A 12,327-nucleotide genomic window follows, 5' to 3' on the forward strand; every position below is an offset into this window, starting at 1 on the left:
ATTGCTGCAAAGACAATAAATTGGTTCCTCAATTCCGGCTAGCGGGACACGCCTTTAGCTTCACCCTGTTTCTCCTCTCGGACGCCGCGTCCTGAGTTGACGCCCACCAGGACGAACTGGGCTGGGTTCAGCCCCACTTCCGCTGGATGCTGGACCTCTCTTCTGAGACGGACCATTAACCGAATCACGCGCGAGGAGAATGATGAGTGACGAACCCACTCCGGGATCGGCCGAGTCCATCAGCTATGTCCGCAAAATGAATATCTACAATAATGCCGACGACGGTCCCACAACCATCCCTACACCGTTGGCGGCTGATCCGTTTCAGTCGTCAAATCACGAATCTGCTCCACACTGTAGCTCCGGTTACAGGGCGTACAGTACGCGCTCTCGCGACTGTCGCTCGGGTGGATGTGCGCGTGGCCGCGTGGGCAGCGATACCGCCACCGCTGGGGTCGCGACCAGTCCTCGGGCAGTTTCCCTTGCATCATCGCTCCCCCAAGACGAGGGCCTCGATCTCGCGACGAACGGGCGCCATCCAGGTCGGCAGCTCGTCGACGTCGATGCGCATCCCCTCGTCGTAGGGCCTCGTGATTTCGACGTTTCCGCGTTGGAGGGCGATGTTGAAACTCCATCGGCCGTGTTCGCCACTCGCGATTATCACGAGCAGTCCGTTGTTCGCGTCGGCGCTGACATCCCCGTACACGGTTGCTGGAACGCCGCCTCCACTGTCGCCGTGTCCCGCAGGCTCACCGTCGAACTTGGCTGTGCGTGCACTGGTGTCGTGACCATCTACCATCGCCATACATCACGCTGGGAGCGTCACTGACATGAGTGTCGGCCGGGTGGTTCCGGAGCGTTCCGGAAGGCCGAAATCGAACGACGGAGACCGGAAGAGACGTTCCGGATTCAGTTCCGGACGCATCTGATTGGTCGACGATACGTCAGACGATGCTTCCGGAGTAGCTGTTTTCTGTCGGCGCTCGGACGTACAGGCATGGACGCCCACCTGCGGGCTGGTGCCGCGGTCTACAACGAGGGCGAGTACCACGGCGCACACGACGCCTGGGAAGACCAGTGGCTGGATTTGGAGTCGGGGACCGACGACGAGCGGTTGCTTCATGGGCTCATCCAGTTCACGGCGGCGGTCTTTCACGCTCGAAAGCGGAACTGGCTGGGTGCGGTCGGTCTGGCCAATAGCGGACGGGAGTACCTCCGAGAGCTTCCCGGTGACTATCGGGGTGTGAACGTCCGAACGACGCGGTCGTATCTCGCGGACCTCGAGGCCGACCCGGAGCGGATCGAACGGGCTCGACCGCCGGCGCTGACCATCGACGGCGAGGCACTGAGGTACGACGACTTGCGATTCGACGCGGCCGCGGTCGCCGCGGGAGTGCTCGCTGCGGAGTACGGATACGACGAGTCGCTCCTCGAACAGGCTGCGGCGTACGCACGCCAGGATCTTGCGAACGGCAAGACGAACAGCCTCCTCGTCACACTCGTGTTGGATTTCCTCCGAACCGACGACCAGCGTGCCATCGTCTACAAGCGTCTCGAACAGGGGGTACAGCGACGGTGTGAGTCGTCCTGAAGTTGATTCTCCAAAGCTCGTCGGATACCGAGACGTTCCGTGCGATCAACCGGCTGTCGTCCTCTAGCGCATAGAGGACCGACTCGGTATCGCCAACGAGCACACCATCGATAGTCATTTTCCAACCTGGCTCGTCGCTGTCGAGGACACGGTAGAAGCGCCATTACGAGAAACACGAGCCTGATCAAGCGGGGTTAGGTTACTTAAAAGAAAGTGGGTTGGGGCGGATTTGAACCGCCGGCCTCCTCCATGTCAAGGAGGTGTCATAACCGGACTAGACTACCAACCCGGTCGGTGTCGCTTTCAAACCACTCTACCCCGGCGCGACAATTGAACCTTTCGAAACACGGTCCCTTCCGGCGGTCCACTATGTGCCTCTCTCCCACGGCAGGCTTAAGTCAATGTACAGGCTTGTACACTATAAGACGGATTCGTACATCCGTGCCCAATCCATGCAGGAACTCATCCAACGCGTGACCGACGGCGAGGACCTCAGCGTCGAGGAGGCCCGCGAGGCCGCGACGCTGGTGTTCGAGGACGCGACCGACGCACAGATCGGGGCGCTACTGGCGGCGCTCCGGGCGAAAGGAGAGACCGAAGCCGAAATCGCCGGCTTCGCCCAGGGGATGCGCGACGCCGCGCTCACCATCGACCCGGCCCGCGACCCGCTGGTCGACACCTGCGGCACCGGCGGCGACGACTACAACACGATCAACGTCTCGACGACCAGCGCAATCGTCGCCTCCGCGGCGGGCGTGCCCGTCGCCAAGCACGGCAACTACTCCGTTTCCTCCTCGTCCGGGAGTTCGGACGTGCTTGAGACGCTCGGCGCCGACCTCGACCCCGACCCAAACGCTGTCAAGGAACTCATCGAGGACGAAGACATCGGCTACATGCACGCGCCCGCGTTCCACCCCGCGATGAAGGCCGTCATCGGCCCGCGCCGGGAGCTGGAGATCCGCACCATCTTCAACGTGCTCGGCCCGCTGACCAACCCCGCTGGCGCCGACGCGCAGGTGCTCGGCGTCTACAGCAACGAACTCGTCCCGACCATCGCCAAGGCGCTGACCCACATGCCCGTCGACCGCGCGCTGGTCGTCCACGGCGACGGCATGGACGAGGTCGCGCTCCACGGCCCCACGACGGTCGCGGAGGTCGACGGCGACGTGGTCGACGAGTACGTCATCACGCCCGAGGACATCGGGCTCGAACGCGCGCCGGTCGAAGAGATCGCCGGCGGCTCGCCCGAGGCGAACGCGGCCGACCTCCGCGCCATCGTCGAAGGCGAGCGCACCGGCCCGAAGCGGCAGATCATCCTCGCAAATGCCGGCGCAGCCATCTATGTGGCGGGCCTCGCCGACTCCATCGAGGACGGTGTCGAACGGGCCGCCGAGGCCATCGACAGCGGGGCCGCGAGTGAGAAGCTGGCGACGCTGGTCGCTACCGGGGACGAGCTCCCCCCCGAAGAGACGGTCGGAGACGACTGATGGCCCGCGTGAAAATCTGTGGCCTCGGCCGCGAACGGGACATGCGCGTAGCCGCGGCCGCCGGCGCTGACGCCGTGGGGTTCATCACCGACGTCTCCGTCGACACGCCCCGTGAGGTCGACCCAGCGTGGGCCGCCGCGCTGGCAGAGAGCGCCCCGCCGTTCGTCACCACCGTCGCGGTGACCATGCCCGACACCGTCGACGACGCCGTCGCGCTGGTCGAGCAGATTCACCCCGATGCGATTCAGATTCACGCTGGTTTCACTCCCGAGGCGGTCTCGGAGCTCGGCGAGCGAACGAACGTCGACGTCTTCGTCGCTATCGACGCGGGCGAGACCGAACGGGCCCGCGAACTCGAGGGAATCGCCGACGCCCTACTGGTCGATTCGCTCACGGAGGCGGGCGCCGGCGGCAGCGGCGAGACACACGACTGGGAGGCGACACGGGACCTCGTCACCGAACTCTCGACGCCTATCGTGCTCGCGGGCGGATTGACGCCTGCCAACGTCGCCGAGGCGATCGAGACGGTCGCGCCGACGGCCGTCGATGTGGCCAGCGGCGTCGAAATCCCCGGCGGCGACGGGGCCAAAGACGATAGGGCCATCCGGGCGTTCATCGAAACCGCTGGACGCAAGCTCCAGTATCCCGAGCCAGCAGCCAGCGGGGAGCATTGATCGTGCGCAGTTTCGACCGCTCCCGCGAGTCGTTCTGCGACCTCCTCGACGGCGTCGAGCGGCCCGCTGTTGCCCGCGTCACCGCGACGCTCGACGTGGACACGGAGCCGCTCTCGGCCTACGCGGCCCTCGACGACCGGAGCGACCACACGTTCCTCCTCGAGAGCGCCGAAAAAGTCCCCTCCAGCGATCCGGCGGGGGCGTTCACCGCTACCGGGGAGAGCGCAACCGGCCCCGACGACGCCAGCACCGGCGCCGACCGCCACGCCCGGTTCTCCTTCGTCGGCTACGACCCCGAGGCGCTCATCTCGATCTACCCGGACCGCACGGACGTCGAGCGTTTCAGCGACGCTGCCACGTTTCTCGACGGACTGGACGGACCGGCCGGCGACGAGACCGGACTCGTCATCGATGACCCGGATACGCTCGACCGCCTGCGGCTCGCGCTTCCGGACGTGGAGCGGGTCGGCTTCGACCGCGGCGAGCGTCAGCGCCTCGATGGCGGCCTTGTCGGCTTCCTCGCCTACGACGCCGTTTACGACCTCTGGCTCGAGGAGGTGGGCGTCGAGCGCCCCGACCCGGTCGTGCCTGATGCACAGTTCGTTCTCACCACCCGGACGCTCGCGTTCGACGACCGGGAAGGCTCAGTCGAACTCGTTTTCACACCCGTGCTCGGCGCCGAGGACGACGCGGGCGACTGCTACGACCGGCTGGTTTCGGAGGCCGAGAATGTCGCCGCCCAACTCGACGCCGCGACGTCTCCCGAACCGGGTGGATTCGTCAGAGCGGACTCGGAAGCGGGTCCCCGCGACGAGTACGAAAACGCGGTCGACGAGATGCAGGAGCACGTCCTCGATGGCGATGTGTATCAGGGTGTGGTCTCCCGCAGCCGCAACCTCGTCGGCGAGCTCGATACGCTCGGACTCTACGAGTCGCTCCGCGAGGTCAACCCGTCGCCGTACATGTATCTGCTCTCGTTCGGCGACCGCTCGGTCGTCGGCGCCAGCCCGGAGACGCTGGTCTCGGTCACCGGCGAGCGGGTCGTCTCCAATCCCATCGCTGGCACCTGCGCCCGCGGCGCGAGCCCCGTCGAGGACCGTCGACTGGCCGGCGAGATGCTCGCCGACGACAAGGAGCGCGCCGAGCACACCATGCTGGTGGACCTCGCGCGCAACGACGTCCGCCGGGTCTCCCGCCAGGGCTCGGTCCGGGTCGAGGAGTTCATGAACGTGCTCAAATACAGCCACGTCCAGCATATCGAGTCGACCGTCACCGGTCGACTCGCCCCCGAGTTCGACGGCTTCGATGCCACCCGCGCGGCGTTCCCGGCCGGCACACTGACAGGTGCGCCGAAAGTCCGGGCGATGGAGCTCCTGGACGAACTGGAGGTCTCCCCTCGCGGCGTCTACGGCGGCGGTGTCGGCTACTTCTCCTGGACCGGCGACATGGATACGGCCATCGTCATCCGGACCGCGACGGTGGAACACGGCGATCAGGACCGCATCAGCGTTCGTGCCGGTGCGGGCATCGTCGCCGACAGCACGCCCGCGAGCGAGTACGAGGAGACCGAACAGAAGATGCGTGGCGTGCTGGACGCTGTCGAGCGTATCGAGGCGGACGGTGAGGCCGACGCAACCGAGACGGCTGTGGAGGACGCGGAACTGCAGGAGGAGGTGGTCGAGCGATGAGCGACACGAGAACTGCACAGGACGGCGGTGCCGAGGACGGGGCCGTGCAGGACGGCGTTGACCAGGACGTCGTCGCCGACGGCGCTGCTGTGTCGGGTGACGACGCGCCAACGGTGCTGTTCGTCGACAACTTCGACTCGTTCACGTACAACCTCGTGGAGTACGTCGGTGAGGGTGCACCGGAAGCCGGCGTCGAGGTGCTGAAAAACACCGCCTCGCTCGACGAGGTCCAGGCGGTCGATCCCGACGCGATCGTGCTGAGCCCCGGCCCGGGTCACCCCAAAAACGACCGCGACGTCGGCGTGACGAGAGACGTGCTCCGAGAGCTCAGCCCCGATGTACCCACGCTCGGCGTCTGTCTCGGGCTCGAAGCCGCAGTGTACGAGTACGGCGGCGAGGTTGGCCATGCGCCCCAGCCCATCCACGGGAAGGCGTTCCCCATCGACCACGACGGTGACGGGGTCTACGAGGGCCTCGACCAGGGGTTCCAGGCCGGCCGCTACCACTCACTCATCGCGACAGCGGTGCCGGACAGCTTCGCGGTGACGGCGACGACTGCGGCGGAGACGGACGAGGGCGACACTGCGGAGCTGGTGATGGGCGTTCGCCATCGCGAGTACCCGATCAGCTGCGTGCAGTTCCACCCCGAGTCGGTGCTGACGGCAGTGGGTCACGACGTGGTCGGTAACTTCCTGCGTGCGGCGCTGGAGTAGCGTCTGCGCGCGGCGCTGTTCGCTGTCAGAGGACGATGCTCAGCAGCCAGAGGGCGCCGATGACCACCGACGCGATGAGTACCAGTCTCCACGCGATACTGAGCACGATACGGCCGACGAGGATGACGACGGCGATGGCGATGATTGCGATTAGCGCCTGGCCCAGCGGCCCAGCCGGAAGGGGCGGCCCCTGCAACAGCGCCGACACGAGTACGGGGCGGACTATCGACATACAGGCCTGTGCACCTGCCGGGCGCATAACGTTGTGGGCCGGTAGCCGGGACGAGCGAATCTCGCCCCGTCGGACCCTCGCTCACTGCGAGTGCTCGGGGTCGCCGTGGAGCACCGTATCCATGAACAGCCGTTCGAACCCCGCCTCGTCGATCTCCTTGACCACCTCCGTCGTCGGCGACTCGTCGAGGACCGACAGTTCGTCGACGAGGCTGTGGCCGCGGGTCATCCCCTCGCGCTCGTCCACGTCGACGTAGTGCGCGGTCGAGCGCTCTACGAGATCGCGGTAGGCGAACAGCGCGACTGTCAACGAGTCGGGCTGGGTGGTAGCGTCGACCCCGTGTTTCTCCCGCGTGAACTCCCGGACGCGCTCCGAGACACTGATGAAAAACTTCGCGAGACGGGACTCTTCGGCCGCGGCGCCGATGGCTTCCAACTGCGGCCCTTCGAGTGTTCCCTGGCGTTGGCAGACCCCCCAGTCGACGAGGGTCGCGTCGAGTTCGTCGACGACGACCTTCGCGGCGTCCGGATCGACCCAGAAGTTGTACTCCGCCGATGGCGTGTCGTTGCCGATGGTGTTGACCGCGCCGCCCATCACCCACACCTCGTCCAGTAGCTCGTTCAGCTCCGGCTCCAGCCGGCAGGCCAGCGCGACGTTGGTCAGCGGCCCGATACAGACCAGCGAGAGTTCACCTGGCGACTCGCGGGCGGCCTCGACGATGTGGGTCGCGGCATGGCCCTCGGCGGACGGAATATCGGGGTCGGGGAAGACGTTGCCGCCGAGGCCCCCTTTCCCGTGGACGTGCTCGACGGTCTCGTGGTCTTTGACGAGTGGGCTCCGGGCGCCCTCGTAAACGGGCACCTCGTCGGCGACGCCCGCCAGGCCGAGGGTGTGCTTGGCGTTGGCCACCTCGTCGTCAAACGCGACGTTGCCCGCGACGACGGTGAGCGACTCGAGGTGGATACGTGGTGAGAGTGCTGCGAGGAGAATCGCCTGTGTATCGTCGCCGGCGGTGTCGGTATCGAGGATGATTCGGCGCGAATCTGACATCGTTCCTCGGTGGGCGAGCGGCACCCTAAAACCTGCGTGGTTCGGCCGTCTCCCGGCCTCGCACGGACACGTTTACGGGGCCGATCACGAGCCGAACACCCCTTCGTTTCCCCTCCGAAACCGGCCCACGGAACCGGATTCCGTCTCCTCCAGTTTTACTTTCACTCCGGTTCGGTCAGGGTTATACGGGCGCTCTCCCTACAGGCGGCTACGCGGGAGGCCGCGCCGCTGGCGCCGCACAGGTTCCAACTGAGACGCTCAGCGACGCCAAGCCAGTAAGACAAGTCAACTTGTCCTACTGCAAATCCATCCGAAACAAAACCGTTAATGAGGTCCAAAAGAGAGGACTTCTCCGTCACAGATGTACGCAACTGACCCCACACGAACCCACGAACTCCCCACGCAGCGCACCGCTCAGGCCGAGGTGGCCGTCCAGTGACCTCCGCGCCCGGTACCGACGTCGAGCTGCCCATCAAGCGCACCGACGGCGAGACCGTCGAGGAGCGCCTCACCAGTAACGCCTACAACAACATCCTCCCGGCCCGGTATCTCCGGAAGGACGCCGACGGCAATCCTGTCGAGAGCCAGGAGGAGCTGTTCCCCCGCGTCGCCAAGAACGTCGCCCTCGCTGAGGCCGTCTACGAGGCCGAGCGACGTGACACCGAGGTGACGGTCACCCCCAACCAGCTCAAACCCGACCACCCGCGCCGGAACGAGCTGGCCGAGGAAGTGTTTGGTGCCGGTACCACCGCCGAGGATGATGCCGAGACGACGCTCTCGGAACACAACGTCAACAAGTTCGCCTACGACACGATCGTCCCCGAACTCGACGACGAGATCGCCGCACACGTCCACGATGTGCGCACCGAGTTCGAGACGCTGATGACCGATCTCTCGTTCATGCCGAACTCGCCGACGCTGATGAACGCCGGCGACGAACTGCAGCAGCTCTCTGCCTGTTTCGTCGACTCCCCTGCGGACGATATCACGGACATCCACCAGACGGCCAAGGAGGCCGCCGAGGTGTTCCAGAGCGGCGGCGGCATGGGCTATGCGTTCTGGAAGCTCCGCCCGTACGGTGACGCCGTGGGCTCGACTGGCGGGATCGCCTCGGGTCCCATCACGTTCATGCGGACGTTCGACCAGATGTGCGAGACCATCGCCCAGGGCGGCGCCCGCCGCGGCGCCCAGATGGGCGTGATGCGCGTCTCCCACCCCGACGTCATCCAGTTCATCCACGCCAAGAACAAGGACGTCTCGCTGGCGAACACGCTGCGACTCAACGACCCCGACGACTTCACGCACAACTCCTTCGCGGACGCGCTGGATGAGGCGCGTGAGCTCATCGACGACGAGGGGCGCGTGCCCGAGCACCTGCGTAACGCCGTCGAGGGCCACCTCTCGAACTTCAACATCTCCGTCGGCGTCACCGACGGGTTCATGGAGGCGCTGAAAAACGGCGAGGAGTTCACGTTCACCAACCCCCGAACCGACGAGCCTCACATCACCACGCCGGAGACGAAGGAGCTCTACGACATGTTCGGGCTCGGCGAGCACGTCGAGGTCGGCGAGGAGCTCTCGGTGCCCGCGGAGATCCTCTGGGAGCAGCTCATCGAGGGCGCCCACGAGAACGGCGAGCCCGGGGTCATCTACCTCGAGCGCGTCAACAAGAAACATTCGTTCGATATCGAAGAAAATCCAGAACATCGAATTCTTGCAACAAATCCCTGTGTCACCGGAGACACACTCATCTCCACCGAGAACGGGCTCGTGCCCGCCGAGGAACTCTACGGGCAGGGAACCGCACAGGACGTCGTCGTCGACGGCCGCCTGAGCGAGGAACCGCTCAAGGAGGCCAGCAGCGTCTACGCGACCGGTGAGAAGGACGTCTACGAACTCACGACCGAGGAGGGATACAGCCTGCGTCTGACCGCCGACCACCGCGTGATGACGGACGAGGGCTGGGTCGAAGCCGCCGAACTGGACGCTGGCGACACGGTTCATATCCAGAACCGGAAGGGCTCGTTCGGTCAGCACGGCTCCGCCGCCGAAGGCCGCACTCTCGGTTGGCTCGTCGGCGACGGTCACCTCAAGGACGGCGAGGAGCGTGCGGTGCTGAACTTCTACGACGAGGACAACGAGATCGCCGAAGCGTTCGCCGCCGACGTGAACCAGGTCGTCCGCGAGCCGACCGGCAACGCCAACTACGATGTCGGCGTGAGCGAGATCAGCCGCGACGACGACTACCGCGGCGCGGGCGCGGTCGAACAACGTGTCCGGTCAACCCGTCTCTACGAGTACGCTGAACAGGCTGGGCTGACCGAGGCGAAGCTTCAGGTGCCCGACGCGGTCATGCGCGGCAGCGAGGAGATGGCACGTGGCTTCCTGCAGGCGCTGTTCACCGCCGATGGCGGTGTGCAGGGCAAGACCGAGAAGGGTAACTCGGTCCGGCTCACGAGCGTCAGCACCGACCTGCTCGAGGACGTCCAGCGGCTCCTGCTCAACTTCGGCATCGCCAGCAAGATTTACGAGCAACGTCACGAAGCCGGCCAGCAGGAGATGCCGGACGGGAACGGCGGGACGGCGACGTACGAACGGCAGGCCGACCACGATCTCGTTATCGCGAAGGACAACCTCGCGCGGTTCCGTGAGCAGATCGGGTTCCTCCTCGACTCCAAGAACGAGACACTCGACGACCGGCTCGACAGCTACGACCGCGGCCCGTACGCCGAGCGGTTCGAAGCGACGGTCGAATCCGTCACCGTCGACGGCCACGAGACGGTCTACGACCTGACTGAGCCCGACACGAACTCCTTTGTCGCCAACGGCCTGGTGGTTCACAACTGCGGGGAACAGCCGTTGGAGGAGTACGAGGCCTGCAACCTCGGGCACATCAACCTCTCGACGCTTGCGGACCTCGACGCGCCGGACTGGCGCCGCTGGTCCGCCGAGCACGCGGACGAGTACGACAGCCACGAGGCCGCCGTCTCGGCGTTCCTCGACGAGGCGATGGACTGGGAGCGCTTCGACCACCGCATCGAGTACGGCACCCGGTTCCTCGAGAACGTCGTCACGATGTCGGACTTCCCGGTCCCCGAGATCGAGGAGAAGGTCCGTGAGATGCGGAAGATCGGCCTCGGCGTCATGGGGCTGGCACAGCTCTACATCCAGCTGGGCGTGCGCTACGGCACGGAGGACGCAAACGAGGTCGCCCGCCAGCTGATGACCCATATCAACCACGAGTCCAAGGACGCCAGCCACGAGCTGGCCCAGGAGCGCGGCCCGTTCGCCGACTGGGAGGACTCGAAATACGCCGACCCGACCCGCTACCCCGACTGGTTCGAGCACCACACCGGCGAGGACGCGGCGGAGTGGGAAGCGGGCTACCCGATTCGCAACCACAACACGACGACGATCGCACCCACCGGCACCACGTCGATGATCGGCAACACGACGGGTGGCTGTGAGCCCATCTACAACGTCGCCTACTACAAGAACGTCTCCGGCGACGTCCAGGGCGACGAGATGCTCGTCGAGTTCGACGACTACTTCCTGCGGGCGCTGGAGGCCAACGACATCGACGTCGAGGCCGTCAAGAAGGAGGCCCAGGAGCAGATGGCCTCCAACGAGTTCGACGGCGTCGAGGGGCTCACCACGGTGCCGGACGCCATCGGTGAACTGTTCGTGGTCACGGGCGATCTGAGCGCGAAACAGCACGCAGAGATCCAGTGTGCCTCCCAGGAGGGCGTCGACTCCGCCATCTCGAAGACGGTCAACGCGCCAAACGACGCCAGTCTCGCGGACGCCAAGGAGGCGTTCGAGTTCGTCTACGACAACGGCGGCAAGGGCGTCACCTACTACCGCGACGGCACCCGCTCGAAGCAGGTGCTCACCACCCGCGCCGACAACACGGAGTTCGCCGACGAGGACGAGGCCGCCGAGGCGCTCGTCGACCGGATCACCGAGATCTTCGGCGGGCTCGACGGATTCCTCGAGAACGAGGACGTCCAGGCGGCTCTGGACGCGGAGGTGAAGAGCCTGCTCGCTGCGGCCGACGGCGACGACACGCCGCTGGGCAAAAAGCGTCCCCGGCCGGACGTGCTCCACGGCGTCACACAGCGCATCGACACCGGCTACGGGAAGCTCTACGTCAACATCAACGAGGACCCGGACACCGGCGATCCGTTCGAGCTGTTCGCCAACATCGGGAACTCCGGGGGCTTCACCGCCTCCTTCACCGAGGCACTGGCCAAGACCATCTCCACCTCGCTGCGCTCGGGTGTCGACCCGGAGGAGATCGCCAGCGAACTCCAGGGCATCCGCAGCCCAAAGGTCGCCTGGGACAAGGGCGAGCAGATTCAGTCCATCCCGGACGCCATCGGCACGGCGATGCGCCGCTACCTCGACGGCGAGATCGACAAGGGCATCCCCCAGCAGCAGACCATCGACGAACTGGAGGACGAGGCGACGACCGACGGTGGTGCGACTCGAGCGGACGACGGCGGCGCGGGCCGAGCAGACGCGCCGGACGACGGCGGCGCGGGCCGAGCAGACGCGCCGGACGACGGCGGCGCGACGACGGAGTCACCGGGCGGGCCGATGCAGGCCGATATCGGTGTCGAGAGCGCTGCTGAGGGGCCGAGCGCGGCCGCAGACGACTCAACCAGTGAGCTCATCGCCTCGGGCGAGAGTCCGGAGTGCCCCGAATGTGGCTCGATGAGCCTCTACTACTCCGAAGGCTGCAAGACCTGCGAGTCCTGTGGCTGGAGCGAGTGTTAGACTGAGCGGTTAGCGGTTCGTTCTCTCTTCGCGGTTCTTTTCGGCGTGTTTCCTACCGGGGCGGTTCCTCACAGGGAAGTCGTCAGAAACACCGTGAAAGCCCCTCCCCTTTC

Annotated in this window: 9 protein-coding genes and 1 tRNA gene; 6 read left to right on the forward strand and 4 right to left on the reverse strand. The window is 65.9% G+C overall.

The annotated features are described in order from the left end of the window. Positions 1-487: 487 nt before the first annotated feature. Positions 488-805: a hypothetical protein gene (locus V5A38_RS12005; RefSeq protein ID WP_332326001.1), complete on the reverse strand. Its 318-nt coding sequence runs from the start codon at positions 803-805 to the stop codon at positions 488-490. A gap of 192 nt (positions 806-997) precedes the next feature. Between V5A38_RS12005 and V5A38_RS12010 the strand changes: the two genes are divergently transcribed. Further along, positions 998-1,591 carry a DUF309 domain-containing protein gene (locus tag V5A38_RS12010; RefSeq protein ID WP_332326002.1) on the forward strand — a complete coding sequence of 198 codons (594 nt, stop codon included), beginning with the start codon at positions 998-1,000 and terminating at the stop codon, positions 1,589-1,591. Positions 1,592-1,805: 214 nt separating this feature from the next. On the opposite strand, the gene V5A38_RS12015 is transcribed toward V5A38_RS12010, so the two are convergent. Continuing rightward, positions 1,806-1,880: transfer RNA gene (locus tag V5A38_RS12015), tRNA-Val, on the reverse strand. Positions 1,881-2,043: 163 nt separating this feature from the next. Between V5A38_RS12015 and trpD the strand changes: the two genes are divergently transcribed. The 4 genes from trpD to trpG are packed head-to-tail and all read left to right on the forward strand — an operon-like array spanning position 2,044 to position 6,153. Further along, on the forward strand, positions 2,044-3,078 hold the full coding sequence (trpD, locus tag V5A38_RS12020) for an anthranilate phosphoribosyltransferase (protein ID WP_332326003.1): 1,035 nt from the start codon (positions 2,044-2,046) through the stop codon (positions 3,076-3,078). Next, positions 3,078-3,752, forward strand: a complete 675-nt coding sequence (locus V5A38_RS12025) for a phosphoribosylanthranilate isomerase (RefSeq protein WP_332326004.1) — start codon at positions 3,078-3,080, stop codon at positions 3,750-3,752. Before trpD ends, V5A38_RS12025 begins: the two co-directional genes overlap by 1 nt. A gap of 2 nt (positions 3,753-3,754) precedes the next feature. Then, positions 3,755-5,440 carry an anthranilate synthase component I gene (trpE, locus tag V5A38_RS12030; RefSeq protein WP_332326005.1) on the forward strand — a complete coding sequence of 562 codons (1,686 nt, stop codon included), beginning with the start codon at positions 3,755-3,757 and terminating at the stop codon, positions 5,438-5,440. Then, positions 5,437-6,153 carry an anthranilate synthase component II gene (gene trpG / locus V5A38_RS12035; RefSeq protein ID WP_332326006.1) on the forward strand — a complete coding sequence of 239 codons (717 nt, stop codon included), beginning with the start codon at positions 5,437-5,439 and terminating at the stop codon, positions 6,151-6,153. The genes trpE and trpG overlap by 4 nt, the downstream gene beginning before the upstream one ends. Positions 6,154-6,178: 25 nt before the next feature. Here the strand turns inward: trpG and V5A38_RS12040 are convergent, their stop codons facing one another. Beyond that, positions 6,179-6,385 (reverse strand): hypothetical protein, encoded by a 207-nt coding sequence (locus V5A38_RS12040; protein WP_332326007.1) that lies wholly within the window; start codon positions 6,383-6,385, stop codon positions 6,179-6,181. A gap of 81 nt (positions 6,386-6,466) precedes the next feature. Continuing rightward, positions 6,467-7,435 carry a nucleoside hydrolase gene (locus V5A38_RS12045; RefSeq protein ID WP_332326008.1) on the reverse strand — a complete coding sequence of 323 codons (969 nt, stop codon included), beginning with the start codon at positions 7,433-7,435 and terminating at the stop codon, positions 6,467-6,469. Positions 7,436-7,870: 435 nt separating this feature from the next. Here V5A38_RS12045 and V5A38_RS12050 point away from each other — a divergent pair, with 435 nt between their 5' ends. Beyond that, positions 7,871-12,214 (forward strand): LAGLIDADG family homing endonuclease, encoded by a 4,344-nt coding sequence (locus tag V5A38_RS12050; protein WP_332326009.1) that lies wholly within the window; start codon positions 7,871-7,873, stop codon positions 12,212-12,214. Positions 12,215-12,327 lie beyond the last annotated feature (113 nt).

Origin of the sequence: Halolamina sp. (assembly GCF_036626355.1) — an archaeon.
Lineage (GTDB): Archaea > Halobacteriota > Halobacteria > Halobacteriales > Haloferacaceae > Halolamina.